This window comes from Clostridium sp. JNZ X4-2 (assembly GCF_054889485.1).
In genome coordinates, this window is the sequence record NZ_CM142685.1 from 907692 (window position 1) to 923178 (window position 15487).

Annotated in this window: 13 protein-coding genes, 1 tRNA gene and 2 riboswitches; of the genes, 9 read left to right on the forward strand and 5 right to left on the reverse strand. The window is 34.8% G+C overall.

Annotated elements, in window-relative coordinates:
- Positions 1–7: 7 nt before the first annotated feature.
- The 3 genes from selA to ACYUJ6_RS04275 all read left to right on the forward strand — a co-directional run bounded on the left by selA (position 8) and on the right by ACYUJ6_RS04275 (position 3640).
- A complete protein-coding gene (gene selA, locus ACYUJ6_RS04265) occupies positions 8–1396 on the forward strand; it encodes an L-seryl-tRNA(Sec) selenium transferase (RefSeq protein ID WP_461844615.1) in 1389 nt (462 codons plus the stop codon).
- A gap of 81 nt (positions 1397–1477) precedes the next feature.
- Complete coding sequence (selB, locus tag ACYUJ6_RS04270; RefSeq protein WP_461844616.1) at positions 1478–3382, forward strand: selenocysteine-specific translation elongation factor; 1905 nt, start codon at positions 1478–1480, stop codon at positions 3380–3382.
- A gap of 161 nt (positions 3383–3543) precedes the next feature.
- Positions 3544–3640, forward strand: a tRNA-Sec gene (locus tag ACYUJ6_RS04275).
- Positions 3641–3755: 115 nt separating this feature from the next.
- Here ACYUJ6_RS04275 and ACYUJ6_RS04280 read toward each other — a convergent pair.
- Complete coding sequence (locus ACYUJ6_RS04280; RefSeq protein ID WP_461844617.1) at positions 3756–4565, reverse strand: polysaccharide deacetylase family protein; 810 nt, start codon at positions 4563–4565, stop codon at positions 3756–3758.
- A gap of 506 nt (positions 4566–5071) precedes the next feature.
- Here ACYUJ6_RS04280 and ACYUJ6_RS04285 point away from each other — a divergent pair.
- Positions 5072–5974 (forward strand): MBL fold metallo-hydrolase, encoded by a 903-nt coding sequence (locus tag ACYUJ6_RS04285; RefSeq protein WP_461844618.1) that lies wholly within the window; start codon positions 5072–5074, stop codon positions 5972–5974.
- 176 nt (positions 5975–6150) lie between these two features.
- On the opposite strand, the gene ACYUJ6_RS04290 is transcribed toward ACYUJ6_RS04285, so the two are convergent.
- Genes ACYUJ6_RS04290 through thiS form a run of 4 tightly spaced genes read right to left on the reverse strand, consistent with a single transcriptional unit; the run spans position 6151 to position 9951 of the window.
- Entirely contained in the window at positions 6151–8484 is a 2334-nt protein-coding gene (locus ACYUJ6_RS04290; protein WP_461844619.1) for a sulfurtransferase TusA family protein, read from the reverse strand.
- Positions 8485–8500: 16 nt separating this feature from the next.
- On the reverse strand, positions 8501–8911 hold the full coding sequence (locus ACYUJ6_RS04295; protein WP_461844620.1) for a M67 family metallopeptidase: 411 nt from the start codon (positions 8909–8911) through the stop codon (positions 8501–8503).
- Between the two features lie 13 nt (positions 8912–8924).
- Positions 8925–9746: a HesA/MoeB/ThiF family protein gene (locus tag ACYUJ6_RS04300; protein WP_461844621.1), complete on the reverse strand. Its 822-nt coding sequence runs from the start codon at positions 9744–9746 to the stop codon at positions 8925–8927.
- On the reverse strand, positions 9736–9951 hold the full coding sequence (gene thiS / locus ACYUJ6_RS04305; RefSeq protein ID WP_461844622.1) for a sulfur carrier protein ThiS: 216 nt from the start codon (positions 9949–9951) through the stop codon (positions 9736–9738). Before thiS ends, ACYUJ6_RS04300 begins: the two co-directional genes overlap by 11 nt.
- A 128-nt stretch (positions 9952–10079) precedes the next feature.
- A riboswitch (SAM riboswitch) is annotated at positions 10080–10186 on the reverse strand.
- 131 nt (positions 10187–10317) lie between these two features.
- Between thiS and ACYUJ6_RS04310 the strand changes: the two genes are divergently transcribed.
- The 5 genes from ACYUJ6_RS04310 (at position 10318) to ACYUJ6_RS04330 (ending at position 15475) form a co-directional block, all read left to right on the forward strand.
- Complete coding sequence (locus ACYUJ6_RS04310) at positions 10318–11406, forward strand: transcriptional regulator (RefSeq protein WP_461844623.1); 1089 nt, start codon at positions 10318–10320, stop codon at positions 11404–11406.
- A gap of 44 nt (positions 11407–11450) precedes the next feature.
- Positions 11451–11557: riboswitch (SAM riboswitch) on the forward strand.
- A gap of 385 nt (positions 11558–11942) precedes the next feature.
- The gene (locus ACYUJ6_RS04315) at positions 11943–12731 is read left to right on the forward strand and encodes an ABC transporter permease (RefSeq protein ID WP_461844624.1); all 789 of its coding nucleotides are present in this window, start codon (positions 11943–11945) and stop codon (positions 12729–12731) included.
- Between the two features lie 45 nt (positions 12732–12776).
- Positions 12777–13766 (forward strand): ABC transporter substrate-binding protein, encoded by a 990-nt coding sequence (locus tag ACYUJ6_RS04320; RefSeq protein ID WP_461844625.1) that lies wholly within the window; start codon positions 12777–12779, stop codon positions 13764–13766.
- 11 nt (positions 13767–13777) lie between these two features.
- A complete protein-coding gene (locus ACYUJ6_RS04325; protein ID WP_461844626.1) occupies positions 13778–14425 on the forward strand; it encodes a corrinoid protein in 648 nt (215 codons plus the stop codon).
- A 12-nt stretch (positions 14426–14437) separates the two neighbouring features.
- The gene (locus tag ACYUJ6_RS04330) at positions 14438–15475 is read left to right on the forward strand and encodes a uroporphyrinogen decarboxylase family protein (protein WP_461844627.1); all 1038 of its coding nucleotides are present in this window, start codon (positions 14438–14440) and stop codon (positions 15473–15475) included.
- The last annotated feature ends 12 nt before the right edge of the window (positions 15476–15487 follow it).

Sequence of the window (15487 nt, forward strand, 5' to 3'; positions counted from 1 at the left end):
GTATAATATGGAAAAAAATCAGCTGCTGAGAAAGCTTCCTAAAATGGATGAACTTTTAAATGAACAAGTTGTAAAACTGGAATTGGCTAAAACCATGAGAGTGATTATAATTGAATCACTTAGAGAATCAGTAGATTTTTATAGAGATGCTATTTTAAAGGGCGAAATAAAGGATTTCTCAGAAAGAGAAATACTTGAGGATTTTAAGTGCAGGGTGGAAATAAAAAAACAATCAAATTTTAAAAATGTAATAAATGCTACAGGAGTTATTATACATACTAATTTGGGAAGATCCATTTTAAGTGAAAATGCTCTGGACAATGTAATTAATGTAGCTAATAACTACAGCAATTTGGAATATAATTTGGAAAACGGCAGCAGGGGTTCTAGGTATAAACATGTGGATGAAATACTTAAAAGGGTTACAGGTGCAGAAGCTTCACTGGTTGTAAATAACAATGCTGCTGCAGTTATGCTGGCTTTAAATACACTCTGCAATGGAAAGGAAGCTATAGTATCCCGCGGACAGCTTGTGGAAATCGGGGGTTCTTTTAGAATACCTGAAGTTATGAAGTTTAGCGGAGCCAATCTTGTAGAGGTTGGTTCCACTAACAGAACACATATTGAGGATTATGAAAGAGCAGTAAATGAAAATACAGGAGTATTTCTCAAAGTACATACCTCAAATTTTAAGATAATTGGTTTTTCACAGGAGGTGTCCTCGGAAGAACTGTGCAGGCTTTCAGCAAAAAAAAGAGTTCCTGTGATTGAAGATATAGGAAGCGGAACTCTAATAGATTTTTCCAAGTATGGATTCACCCATGAACCAACTGTACAAGAGAGTATAAAAAGCGGAACAGATGTAGTGACTTTTAGCGGAGATAAAATGCTGGGTGGACCTCAGGCGGGTATAATTGTAGGTAAAAAAAAGTATATAGATGAAATGAAAAAAAATCAGCTTACAAGAGCTCTGAGGGTAGACAAAATGACGCTTGCGGCTCTTGAGGGAACATTAAAATACTATCTGGATGAAAAGGAAGCGGTAAAAAATATACCAACCCTTTATATGCTGCTCAGCAGCAGCAGCCAGCAGAAGAATAGAGCACAGATTCTAAAGGAAAAGCTGGAAAGTAGAATCCGCACCTTTAAATTTACTATAGAAAAGGATTGTTCCATGGTGGGAGGAGGATCTATGCCGGGGGAACAAATACCCACTTATGTAATTAAAGCTAAGAATAATAAAATATCACCGGAAGAAATTGATAAAAAGTTTAGAGAAGCACCTGTACCTATAATTGTGCGTATAGCTAAAGATGAAGTTATAATGGATTTAAGAACCATATTTGACAGGGAGTTTAATATTTTAGTGGATGAATTTGTAAAATTATTCCAATAGGCAAATTCCAGGGCGTTCTAGAATCACTTGAGGGCAGCGAAAATAATTTATTTGTATGGTTAAATTTGGAGGGAATTTTATATGGAGCACGTTGTAATAGGAACAGCAGGACACATAGATCACGGGAAAACTACACTTATAAAAGCTTTAACGGGAAGAGAAACAGATAATTTAAAAGAGGAAAAGGAAAGGGGGATATCCATAGATCTTGGGTTTACGTTTTTTGATTTACCCTCGGGAAAAAGAGCAGGAATTATAGATGTGCCAGGACATGAAAAATTTATAAAAAATATGCTGGCAGGAGTAAGCGGAATAGATCTGGTGCTTATGGTAATTGCAGCTGACGAGGGAATAATGCCTCAAACACGGGAGCATTTTGAGATACTCCAGTTATTAAATGTGAACAAGGGTATTATTGTCATTACAAAAATAGATTTGGTAGATAAAGATTGGCTGGAAATGGTAGTGGAGGATGTAAAAAAGGAATTTAAAGGAACCTTTTTAGAAAATGTTCCTATTCACCAGGTTTCTTCTAAAACCAGGGCGGGACTGGATGCTTTAGTAAAAGATATAGATAAGCTTACTGAAGATGTATCTGCCAGGGATATAAAGGGACATTTCAGGCTGCCTGTAGACAGAGTATTTTCAGTAAGTGGATTTGGAACTGTTGTAACTGGCACTGTAATCAGCGGAAAAATTAAAGAAGGAGAGAATGTACAGATATATCCTTCTAAAACCATCTGTAAAGTTAGAGGAATACAGGTACACGAACAGCAGGTAGTGGAAGCTGAAGCTGGTGAAAGATGTGCAGTAAATATATCCAATGTGAAAACTAACAATATAAAAAGAGGGGATGTTATATCTGCAGAAAATTTTATGGAACCGTCTCTTATGGTAGATTGCAAATTATATTATTTAAAAAGCGCATCCAAACCTTTGGAAAACAGACAGAGGGTAAAGCTGTATCATGGTACAAGCGAAATTATATGCAGGGTGGTAATACTTGATAAAGAGGAGGTAAATCCGGGAGAAGAAGCTTATATTCAGCTTAGACTGGAAAAGCAGCTTACAGCCCAGAAAAATGACAGGTTTGTCATAAGAAGTTATTCTCCCATGCATACCCTGGGTGGAGGAACTATAATAGAACCTGTTGCTCAAAAGGCAAAAAGATTTAATGAACAATATATAAATGAGCTGAGATTAAAAGAAAGTGGAAAAACAGAAGGTATAATTGAAAATACCATTAAAAATTTGAGTGGCAGGTACCCTCAAAAAGAAGAAATATTGAAGGCAATGGGGAAAAATGATAATATACAAAATGAACTGGAAAAGCTAATAGAAAATAAATCTATAGTATTATTGAATAAAGGAGATAAACCTGTATATGTTCATCAGGACTTTTTAGATGATAAAATTAAAATCTTGGAAAATATTCTAAAAGAATTTCATCATAAGAATCCTCTGAAAATGGGAATGTCTAAAGAGGAAATCAAAAATAAAGTATTCGGGAGCAAAATAAAGCAAAAAATATATGATTGTATAATAGAACTTTTAAAAGATGAAAACAGGATAGATGTTTATGGGAACTTTATTTTTCTAAAGAACTTTAAGGTGAAATATAGTGAAGACCAAATTAAAATTAAGGACAATATTCTGAAAAAATTTAGTAACAGTGGATTTATCCCGCCTAAATATTTGGAATTAGAAAGCAGCTGTAATGATAAAAAGGATTTCAAAATGGTGTTTGAGTCTGTTGTGGATAAAGGAGATATAGTAAAAGTTGCTGAAGATTGCTGGTTTTCAGCTGAAGATTATAAAAGAGCAAAAGAGACTGTAATAGATTTTATAAAGAGCAATGGAAGCATATCTCTTGGGGAGTTTAGGGATGAATTAAACACCAGCAGAAAATATGCCATGATATTAATGGAACATTTTGACGGAATAAGACTTACAAAAAGACTTGGAGATAAAAGAGTGCTTTATTAAAGATATATTGTATATAATTGTGATGTGAAGTCAATATTACTAATTAGAAACATGTATACAAAATACTGATAAGTAACATAAATTTATGTTATATGTGATATTATACTAATTTGTTGACATTATAAGTACATTTAACTTATAATATTACATGTGATTTCAATGGGGGTAGATAGGTGCTGGTGTGCCTGCCGGTCTTCAAAACCGTGTTGCCGTGCTAAGACCACGACGGGTGGGTTCGATTCCCACATATTCCCGCCAATAAGAGAGTATATTAGAGGTTGAAAGATTTGTATGTCTTTCAACCTTGTTTATTTTTTGTATAAACTTAAGCATTTCTTGGAGAGTACCTCTTTTCACAGTTTCATAAATCATATTATCTTAATGTTTCAAATGAATATCCCCGAGATTTAAAGTATTCTATAATTTGCGGTAATGCTTGTACAGTAGTAACTTTGGCAGGAGCATCATGCATTAATACAATTAAATGATCATAATTGGCATATCGTTTTACATTACTGACTAATTTGTCAACAGGAACTCTGCTGTATTCAGCATCGCCATTTAAGTCATTCCAATCCACATAGTGGTATCCACCCTTTTCTAGTTCTTGTCTGAAGGGTTCAAGCTTTTTTCCAAAAGAACCTCCTGGAAATCTTACAAGTTTTAAATTATAGTTATTGCCTAAAATTGACTTTAATATCTCATCACATTTATCCACATCTTTTATAAATATTTTTGGATCTGAATATATATAATTCATATCATGAGAATAAGTATGATTACCAACCACATTACCTTCAGCAACTTCTTCTTTTACAAGTTTTTTATTTTGTTCAGCATTCCTGCCAATTAAAAAGAAGGTAGCTTTCACATTAGACTCTTTCAGTATGTTTAATATTTTAGGTGTATTGTTTGCGGAAGGTCCATCATCAAAAGTTAAATATACTACTTTTTTTCCATCAGATTTATAAGGATTAAATGCATTTAAATCTTTTGAATTAATAGGCGGAACCTTATTTTCCCTTTTATTCATATGGTTTTGTGGTTTGGTAGTTTGAGAATTTGAACCTATAACCTTTGATTCTTTAACAGATATTTGTGCACCACTAATAAACCCAATAGAAAATAAGAATATAATTGATACTGTAATTATTATTATATTTTTCTTATTATGTTTTACCATATAATTCCATCTCCCTTATTTACATCAATATATATTATACAACTATAAATTATATGGTTTATTAAGTATTCATAAATTTCTGCAGATAAATTGAAGCAGTGAAATTAAATTGACAATTTTGACTGATGGATAAAACTAGTATTCTTTTTCATTCTACTTTGTAACCACTATGAAGAAAGTACTATATAATACAATAAAGGAAATATAAATCCTTTATTATAGTAATTAGTATTATTCTACTTGTGTAAATATAAAGGCTCCAACTTATTTCTAGGTTGGAGCTGTGTTTTATTTGCTGAGGTTTTTTATGGTGAAAAAAAGTGTATTAACAAAGAAAATAAGATTTACCATTGAAATTACAAGTATTGATGTTATAATTTTTATATTGCTTAAAAAATTGCAGATTTATCTATACATTTACCAATAGTTAGTACATATAAAGAAGGGGAGTGGGTATTTAGTGACTTTGTGAACTTGATATAACACTTTGTTGCTAAAGATAATATATGGAAGCAAAAAAAGTAAGAGGGAATACATTTTGTATTGATACGGGAATGACATACATACCTTTTTATAAAATCAATGATAAAGAAATCATAATGCTGGATACTGGATGGGCCAAAGGTGAAAGAAAGGGAATAGAGGAATTTTTGGAAAAAAACCATTTCAACGTGTCCGGTATAATATGCAGCCATGCCCATGTAGATCATGTGGGAAATAATGCTTATCTGAAAGAGAAATATGGATGCATTATTGCCATGGCTGCATATGAAGCACTTATATGCAGTTCCGCCATGAATTTAAAACTTTATTACAACAGTCAGACACTTTCAGAAATAAAGGAGCATTTTGGGAGTATGATTTGTAAAACCGATATACTGATTTTGGATAATGAAGATAAAGTATCAATGTGCGGCATTGAGTTTAAGATCATCCATACACCGGGACACAGCCCTGCACATATATGTATTGTAACTCCAGATGAGGTTGCATATTTGGGGGATAGTCTTATAAGTTATGAGGTTATGGAAGGGGCCAAAATGCCTTATGCCTATATACTTACAGTGGACTTAGAGAGCAAGAACAAGCTTTATGATTTAAAGTACAGTAAATATATAGTAGCTCATAGAGGGGTATTTGATGATATTTCAAAACTTATAGCTGATAATATATGTTTTTATAAAAACAGGGCAGAAAAGATATGTAGTATTGTAAAAGGATTCATGACCATGGAGGATATAATGAAAGTTGTTATTAAAGATTTCGGGATTCATGTAGGAAACAAATATAAATATGCTCTTATAGAGAGAATGTTAAAGTCTTATGTGGAATATCTCCATGAAATGGGAGCCTTGAGATTGAATATGGATAATGGATTTCTTAAATATTCAAGAAGTATAAAAGTATAATATTATGAAATGCCAAACAAGACCGGGGTAATTTACCTGGAAAATTTTTTTATTCTTATTCCAAAAAATTTTAAATTATCATGTATGAGCTTGGTATTGAATTTCATTGTTTCACTCCCAGCAATTTATTTGAAGGATGGTATGTAACAGGCATACCACCCTTCATTGAATTCACGTTATTTTTTTTGTAAAACCAGTAAATTGTAGCCATCATAATTGGTATCTGTAAAAATTATTTCGTGTCCTTCTTTTTCTGCACTTTGGGGAACATTGTTTATAGGATCTCCGTCATCTAAATAAAATCCCAGCTTTTGTCCGGATTTTATTTTGGAAAGTTCGACTTTTACCTTTACAAAATTTATAGGACATTTTACTCCTCTTAAATTCACAATTTTAAGATTCCCGATTTTATCATGACCGTTGACTCCGCCATTATCTTCATTGTGGGGCTTTGACTGCACATTTTCTTCTTTTGGAAGTGTTATTTCCAATTTCCCGTTTAAAGATTTATACATGGCATCCACTTTGCTGTACAGGTATTCCACTTCTGAAGCTTTGCCGGATATATTGTTTGCAGCGTCTATTTTGTAATCTATGAGATCTTCAAAAAACTTTTTAATTGAAGATTTAACATAGCCCGTCTCTATAAAATTCTTATTGAATTCCTCAAATATCTCTCTGTCTTTGTTTGAATCCACTCCTTTGAGTACCAGAAGGGCCCGGGCTGAAGACAGTGCAGAAGAGTACAAATCGGAATTTTGTTTCGTGTCCTTATACCTTTCAAGGGAAGATCTGGCATTTGACAGATCCAGTCTTATAACATCCATTACACCGGAACTGCATTCTCCAGGTCCTCTGCCCTTTAATGAAAATTTCTCGCAGGCTCCAAAATCAAAGTAGACATCTGTGTCTTCAACAAATTTATCCACATCAGTGTACTTGTTTATTAGAGTTTTTATATCCGATGATTTGTTATCCAGAAAATCATAAAAATCTTCATATCCGGAATTCACTTTTAGTTCTGCAAGTTCATGGATGAACAGGGGAACTTTCTTTGCTGGTACATCTCCGTAAGTATCACCCATTCTGGCTATATTTGATCCCACTTTTCCCCCAAAGGATATGGAGTACATTGGAATCAGGCCGTTTTTTGTTCGCTTAGCTCTGCCGTGAAAACCCAGAGCTCCTTTTTCGTGCTGGGCGCAGGAATTCGGGCAGCCTGATATAAACAGTCTTGGCAGTGCAGCTTTTATTTGAGATGATGCACCCTCAAATTCCTTCTTTATGGCTTTTAATAGATTTTGTGAAAGACATAATCCGAGCTGACAGGTGGAAGCACCCACGCAGGTTACAGAGTTGTCTATGTTGTATAGGGAAGTAAAGCTGCCTGTTATTTCTATAAGAGCTTCAGCATCTTTTTTCTTCAGGTCTCTTATAAAAAAGCCCTGGGTATTTGTTACCCTGATGGATGTTTCATAATCCAAATTTTCTATAAAAGCAAGTACTTTATTCAAGTGGTTGACTTTTAAATTTCCGCTTTGAGGATGAACATAGACGGAATAGTAGTCTTCCTGCTTTTGTGGAAACAGTACATTTTTAAGTTTTTCATCCACTTTTACGTCCTGGACAATTTTGGCATCAGGATGCAGTATAAATTCATTTTCATTCACCTGTATGTTGAAACCGCCTTTTTCCTTTAGTTTGTTTATTTCACCTTCTAGTTCTTCAATAAATTTTTTTTCACCCAGTCTCATGAGGATGAATCTTATTCTGGCTTTGTTTTTATTGGTTCTGTCTCCTTCAGCTTCAAATACATTTTTAAGACCCTGTATATAATATAGTATTTCATCTGCCGGTATGAAATCACTTAATTTTATAGCAACTCTGGGGCTTCCGCCAAATCCTCCGGCTCCATATACCTCAAAGCCCCTTTTGCCGCCTGCTGTTTTTGCAATAAAACCCAGATCCGATATGGTGGCATTGCCTGTATCTTCTGGAGTATTGGAGAAAGCTATCTTGTATTTCCTGGGCATGTTCATGGTGGTTGGATCCTTTATGAGGTAATTGGTGGCTGCTTTTACATAAGGTGTTACGTCAAAGACATCATCTGTGGAAACACCTGAAAGGGGAGAACACTCCACATTTCGAACGGTATTTCCACCGGTGCCTTTTGTTATGATACATACTTCTATAAGGGAATTTATTATTGGATAGACATCTTTTAAATCCACACTTTGAAATTGAATATCCTGTCTGGAGGTGAATTTCAATTTACCTTTTGCATATTTTTCCGCAAGTGCACTTATGCGTTTGAATTGTTCTAAAGTTATAACTCCTCCGGGTATTCTGGTTCTCACCATGTAGGTTTCCTTTTTCCTCTGTTCATATACGCCTATGGAAACTCTAAAAGCCTTGAATCTCACAGGATCTATTGCATTGTTTAAATACTGCTGTGATTTTTCTTTTATGTCTTCTATTGATTTATAGTGATCCTCACTTATATTTATCATAATATCTCACTCCTTTTTAAACTATTTTATACTTGATCTTTTCAACATTTTTATTTTTGTCAATTTTGAACAGATTAAATACTGGTTCCTCTTTTTCAAGAGATAAAATTCCGTATAATATTTTGTCATCAAAAGCAAGTCTTTTATCCTCTTCAGATGGTCTGGAAGGTGAATAAGGATGAGAATGATAATTGCCAATCATGTTGAATTTCTCGCTTCTCATAAGCTTTACAGCTCTGAATTGTTCGGCAGGATCCATGGAAAAATGATCACTGCTGTGATCTGTATTGGTCAGGGAGTATATTTTTTTAATAAAAATGTCTTTTCCAGAATTCAATCCTCCAAGATAACCACAGCATTCATTGGGAAATTCATCCCTGGCCTGTTTTAAGATTTTTTCATATTGCAATTTGTATATATATATCATAATTATCACCTGTTCAATTTGCTGTTTTGAGATCACAAGCTGCCTGTTCGTAATCTATCAGCTTTTTTATTGTGGGGTGCTCACCGCATATGCCGCAGTTCTTGTTTTTGGACACCTTTATTTTTCTGAATTCCATTGTAAGTGAATTGTAGGTCAAAAGATATCCTGCAAGAGTTTCGCCTATTTCAAGTATATACTTGAGAGCTTCTGTTGCCTGAAGAGATCCTATGATTCCCCCCATCACACCCAGAACACCTGCTTCCCTGCAGGTTGGAACAACTCCTGCAGGAGGCGGTGATTGAAAAATACATCTGTAGCAGGGAGTACCGTTGTCAGGTATATAAGTTGTGAGCTGTCCTTGAAATCTTATTATTCCCCCATGTGAAAATGGTTTTTTTGAAAGAACACATGCGTCATTTATCAAGAATTTAGCTGGAAAATTGTCTGTACCGTCTATTATGAAATCATAGTTCTGATCCCTTATGATATCCAGAATATTGCTGGAGCTTACAAGCTCATTATATGTTATTACATTTACATCAGGGTTTAGTTCGTTTATGGTTTCTTTTCCAGATTGGACTTTAGCTTTTCCCACATCTTTTGTCTGATGTATTATCTGTCTTTGAAGATTTGAAAGATCCACTACGTCACCATCTACAAGGCCTATGGTTCCTATTCCTGCAGCAGCCAGATACATGGCGGCGGGTGCTCCAAGGCCGCCTGTACCTATAATGAGGATTTTGGAGTTTAAAAGTTTTTCCTGGCCTTCCACACCTATTTCGGATAGAATTATGTGCCTTGAATATCTTTCTATCTGATCCTCGCTAAAATCCACTGCTTCCACCTCCCATAAAGTACAGGAAATCTATCTTGTCGTTTTCTTTTAGAATAGTACTGCCAAAATTGGCTCTGTCCACGAATTCATCGTTTAGTTGTACGGAAACCATATCCGGCATTTTTACGTCTTCTATTTTTAAAATTTCTGTTACAGTTAATCCCTCCCTTATATCTTTATTTTTCCCATTGATTTCTATGTTCATGATGTCCTCCTTATTATCTAGAATAAAAAATTTATGCCACAAAATGTTTTGACCATTTTGGTAAAAACATTTTATTATTAAAATAAAAGCTCCCTTGCCATAAGTACAAGAAAGCTTTTTCTTCAAGTTTCTCATCTTTCAGGCAAATAATATAACCCGCTGGAATTGGCACCTTTGAAAATAATCAGGTTGCCGGGCATCATAGGGCCAGTCCCTCTGCCTCTCTTGATAAGAATTAAGTATTTAATTGGTTAAATACTAACACAATTAAAATAATCTTGTCAATAATTTTCTTTTTTCAATTACAAAAATTTGAAAGGTTATTTTACTATTGACACATACCTTAATTTAAGGCTATATTTTATTATGAGTATAAAATATACAATAATGGCAAAAGGTATGATAACTATGATAAACAGCTATGAATTGTTTAGGAATTTAAAACCTGAGGAAAAGAAAATATTCAATCTAATACAAAAAAGTGGAATTATGACTAAAAATGAAATTTTATTTAAAACTGGAATGAAGTTGACCACATTAAATCGCATAATGAATCCACTTGAACAAAAATCCATTCTGGTGCGGAAATGTGTTGGAGAGTCTACAGGGGGAAGGAAACCTGTGTTGTATGATGTAAATGTGTGCAGGTTTTATATTGTGGGTATAGGTATATGCAGTACTTATGCACAGGTATCCATAGTGAACCTGAGAATGGAGATTTTTTATAAAAAAAGCTTTTATATTGATTTTAGCAGTTCCTGCAGTGAAGTCATAGAAAAAATTCTTCAGATTATGAAGAGTGTTTATGAGGAATTGAATTTGGAGTTTCTTCAGCTTGTAGGAATTGGACTTGCAATTGAGACCAATCTTTGGAGTGATGAAAATATAGGCAGGATACTTGAAGAAAAAATAGGGTGCAGTGTAATTAGTGAGAATTGTTCGAATTCTGCGGTTACTGCAGAGTATTTGTACGGAGCAGGGAGGCAATTCAAGAGTTTAGCTTATTTTGATTGTGGAGTTGGATTGAAACAGGCAGCAATTGTTCAGGGAAAAATTATAAGATCAGCGGGGGACAATGAATATGCATTTGAACATATGATCGAAAATATAAATGGCAGTATTGATTTTGACAAAGTGTATTTTAGTTATATAAAAAATAGTGTGCTGTCTCAAAAACTTCTTTTGGATGCTGCATCAAAATTGAGTAAAAGTATAGAATCCTATATAAATTTGCTGGATCTTGAATGTATTATATTAAGCGGATCTTTGGTGGATTTCCAAACGTTTTATGAAACATGTACACAGTATATTCCTAAAGGTATTTCAATAAAAAAGCACGGATATTTTAAAGAAAATGCAGTTTCAGTAGGCGCAGCAGCTTTTTTGCTGGAAAAATGTATTAATGATCAATATGATACAGATAATAAAAAATTTGTTGTTGACAAAGCATTTTAAAAGTTATATCATATACATAAATTAAAATTCAATAAATGCAAAATTTCTTATCAAGAGTGATGGAGGGACTGGCCCTATGATATCCGGCAACCTGAATATATTTATTATTCAATGGTGCTAATTCCAGCAGGTATACCCTGAAAGATGAGAGACGAGAGGATATGACTTCCTGTGGTTTCTCCACAGGAAGTTTTTTATTGTATTAATTAATTTGTACCGACTAGAAAACTAGAGGTCAAGTTGAATTTATTATAGGATATATAATCTATCTGTAATAAATTAAATTTGGCCTTTTATTGTTGTATAAATTTTATGAAATACCTCTTATATATAGTTAGATGTACTTTTTACCAAAGTAGGAAAAAGTATAAAATTATTAGCAATTCATTTAAAAATACATTGTAAGATCATACATACACCAAAATAGTAATATAAAATTATGGTAATTATTGATTGGAATAACTATATGGATAATTTTATAAAAGAATACAGCTGGAGTTTAATTTGTAAGAAATAATAACCAGGAGGAACACAGTATGAAGCATGATAGAAAAAAAATAAATCTAAAAAAAGCATCTCGAAATTTAACATCTATTATAGGTTTTTTAGCTATATGGGAAGTCTTGCCCAGAATTGGCATAGTGGACAGTGCATTATTGCCTCCTTTTTCAGAGGTTGTATCTTCACTTTATACTATTATTTTCGTAAAAGGAATACTTCTGGAGCATATAAAAATAAGCATCATACGCTCTCTGGAAGGATTAGGTCTGGCTATAGTGGTTGGTATCTCACTGGGTTTATTTATTGGGAGATTTAAGGTGGTAGAAGTATATATAAATCCTGTACTGCAGCTTTTTAGACAAACTTCTGCACTGGCATTGTTCCCTGTTTTTATAATATTTTTTGGAGTGGGTGAGACTTCCAAAGTACTAATTATATTTTGGGGATGTGTATGGCCTATGCTCATAAATACCATAGACGGTGTGAAAAGTACTCCCATACTGTTGATAAAAGCGGCCAAATCCATGGGATGCTCTTCTCTCCAGATTCTAAAAAAAGTTATATTGCCTGCGGCCTGCCCTTATATATTTACAGGACTAAAACTCAGCGCCAGCACGTCTATCATAATGCTGACTGCAGCAGAAATGCTGGGGGCCAACAAAGGATTGGGGTATTTTATATCATATTCCCAACAGACTTTTCAGATACCTTATGTATATGCCACTATAGCCGTCATATCAATTATAGGACTTATACTTACGTGGATTGTTACTTTGCTTGAAAAATTTATTTATTTCTGGAAGGAAGAAGAAACCACAGAATAGGTAAATTATTTAAATAAATTTCATAAAATCAAAGGAGGAATTAAAATGTTAAAGAAAAAAATTGTTTCACTAGGACTACTATTTGTAATGGCCACAGGACTTTTTACTGCTTGTGGAAATAAGCAGAATGTGTCCCAGAGCAAATCAAACAGCAAGGAATTATTTGAAATCAAGTATCCAAAGTTATTGTTCTCAGATCCTGTGTATATTGCAGATCAAAAGGGATTCTTCAAAGAACAGGGAATAAAAATAACATTTACAGGGACTGTATCCCAGGCTGATATGATTACGTCAGTTGCATCAGGTGCAAATACCTTTGGAGGGACAAGCGCTTCAAGCATCACTTTAGCCATTGCTAAAGGTGTGAAAATCAAGGCAGTTGCTGCTGGATGGGCCTCTACACCTAAAAATCCTTCTGTGGGCTATGTAGTGCGTGCTGATAGTCCCATAAAGAGTATTAAAGATTTAAAAGGCAAAAAAATAGCTACTACTCCTCATTCCTATCAGCTTTTAAATTTATTAGAGAAAGCGGGATTAAAGGAGAGTGATGTTACAGTGGTACCTTTGTCTTTTGACCAGGAAGAAGCTGCTCTCGTTGCAGGCAGTGTAGATGTAATAGAAGTCTTACCGCCATATCTCACTAAGATAGTAAAGACAGGAGTTGGCAGAATACTTATTGATGGAACCCAGGTGTCAGGAGAACAGAAAGGATGGCCCCAGCAGTTTACCAGTGCTGATTTTATAAAAAAGCATCCTGATATAGTGAAAAAATATACTACAGCTATTGCTAAAGCATGTGATTGGGCAAGAGCTAATCCTAAAGAAGCCGGAAAAATATTTGTAAAAGTATTTAACGTTCCGGATGAGTATGCAGATTATTATACCGCAGCGTATCCGGAACATGGACTTGTAAGTGAGAAGGATGCACAATTTTGGATTGACCAGTCCGTAAAATATGGTGATCTTAAGAAGGGCAGGCTTAAAACTTCTGATGTGTATACCAATGAATTTAACCCATATTATAAAAAAAATTAGGAGGATTATAGATGAGCAAAAAAGAAGAAATATTTAAAAAGCTTATAGCTTCCGTTGTTGATGGAGATGAAGAATTGGCAGGTGAGTCCGCTGGTAAAGCCATTGAGATTGGCATTGATCCAACAGAGGCTATAATCAAGGGGCTTGCTGAAGGGATGTCTGTAGTGGGAGATTATTTTGAAAGCCAGGAATATTTTCTTCCTGAAGTTATAATATCCGCTGATGCCTTTAAGGCAGGAGTTGATGTTTTGAAACCACACCTTAATTTGGAGAAAAGTGATAAACCGGCAAAGGTGGTTATAGGAACTGTTCAGGGAGACACCCATGACATCGGCAAAAATATAGTATCCATAATGCTTGGTGCATCAGGTTTTGAAATATATGATGTGGGAAGGGATGTGTCCCCTCAGGTGTTTGTAGATAAAGTTAAAGAGATAAATGCTGACATACTGGCGCTTTCGGCTCTTATGACCTCTTCCATGGTGAATATGAAGAAGGTAATAGAATTATTGAAGAAAGATAAAATAAGGGATAAAGTAAAAGTGATTATAGGAGGAGCCCCAATATCCCAGAGATATTGTGATCAAATTGGAGCAGATGGGTACTCTGTAGATGCAGTGGCAGCTATAAGAAAGGCCAAGAATCTTATAAATCAATAGGGGAGGATAAATATGAGTGAGTTAACTTCAAGGGAAAGGGTTCTGAGAGCTGTAAATTGGAAAGCTGTGGATAGACTTCCTGTATTTAGTGCAACGCTTTTGGCTCCTCAGATTATAAACAGAAATTTCAGTAGAGAGTTTTTGCTGGATTCAGAAGCATTGGCGGAAGTCTATTATAAGCAGTGGGAATATTTTAAATCTGATATAGTCATGCTTTCTGTTGCTACAGGAGAACATGAAGCCCTGGGTGCGGATATGTACTGGCCTAAGAATGACTATCCAATGATCAGAAATCCTATAATTAAGACTCATGCAGATGCAGATAACCTGAAAGTTCCTGATTTGAGAAAAAATGATTTGGTTCAGTCTATTCTAAAAGCAATAAGGATTATAAGAAAAAAAGTGGGAAATCACATTATGATAGGAAGTATAAGCGGAGGACCCTTTAATACTGCAGGCCTGCTTTTTGGAACGGAAAGTCTTATGAGCAATGTGAAAAAGGATCCGGAACTGGTGGATAAAGTGTGCAAAGTTGTGGTGGATGCATCCATACAATATGCCGAACTTCAGGTGGAAGCAGGAGCTGATCTTATATTCATGCCGGATGCAACTTCTTCTCCTTCCTGTCTATCCCCGGCTCAATACAGGGAAAGAGCTCTTCCGCATATAACAAGGTCAGTGCAGGGTTTTAAAAAGGCTGGAGCCATAGCTATGTATCATCCCTGCGGAGGGGAATATCCCATTATTGATCAGGTATCCCAAACAGGTGCAGATATTCTGTATTTCTCGGAATTGGTGGATTTAAGTGTATCCCAGAAAATATTTGTAGGAAGACACTGCGTAGCTGGAGGAGTGGATCCAAGTGGAACTTTGTTCCTTGGAAGTCCTGAAGAAGTAGATGAGAATGTGAGAAAGATAGTAGACAGTTTAAAGTTTAAAACCGGTGCTATAGTGATGCCAGGATGTGGACTGTCTCCCAATATACCTTTTGAAAATGTAAAGGCTATGGTGGATGCAGTAAAAAAATATGGAAAGGGAAAATTAAGGTAAGGAGAACATTTA

What these genes read in the sequence shown, in the direction of transcription:
- selB (WP_461844616.1), top strand. Translation starts at nt 1,478, where the DNA reads ATGGAGCACGTTGTAATAGGAACAGCAGGACACATAGATCACGGGAAA.
- ACYUJ6_RS04330 (WP_461844627.1), top strand. Translation starts at nt 14,438, where the DNA reads ATGAGTGAGTTAACTTCAAGGGAAAGGGTTCTGAGAGCTGTAAATTGG.
- ACYUJ6_RS04320 (WP_461844625.1), top strand. Translation starts at nt 12,777, where the DNA reads ATGTTAAAGAAAAAAATTGTTTCACTAGGACTACTATTTGTAATGGCC.
- ACYUJ6_RS04280 (WP_461844617.1), bottom strand. Translation starts at nt 4,565, where the DNA reads ATGGTAAAACATAATAAGAAAAATATAATAATAATTACAGTATCAATT.
- ACYUJ6_RS04310 (WP_461844623.1), top strand. Translation starts at nt 10,318, where the DNA reads ATGAGTATAAAATATACAATAATGGCAAAAGGTATGATAACTATGATA.
- ACYUJ6_RS04315 (WP_461844624.1), top strand. Translation starts at nt 11,943, where the DNA reads ATGAAGCATGATAGAAAAAAAATAAATCTAAAAAAAGCATCTCGAAAT.
- selA (WP_461844615.1), top strand. Translation starts at nt 8, where the DNA reads ATGGAAAAAAATCAGCTGCTGAGAAAGCTTCCTAAAATGGATGAACTT.
- thiS (WP_461844622.1), bottom strand. Translation starts at nt 9,951, where the DNA reads ATGAACATAGAAATCAATGGGAAAAATAAAGATATAAGGGAGGGATTA.
- ACYUJ6_RS04285 (WP_461844618.1), top strand. Translation starts at nt 5,072, where the DNA reads ATGGAAGCAAAAAAAGTAAGAGGGAATACATTTTGTATTGATACGGGA.
- ACYUJ6_RS04325 (WP_461844626.1), top strand. Translation starts at nt 13,778, where the DNA reads ATGAGCAAAAAAGAAGAAATATTTAAAAAGCTTATAGCTTCCGTTGTT.
- ACYUJ6_RS04295 (WP_461844620.1), bottom strand. Translation starts at nt 8,911, where the DNA reads ATGATATATATATACAAATTGCAATATGAAAAAATCTTAAAACAGGCC.
- ACYUJ6_RS04290 (WP_461844619.1), bottom strand. Translation starts at nt 8,484, where the DNA reads ATGATAAATATAAGTGAGGATCACTATAAATCAATAGAAGACATAAAA.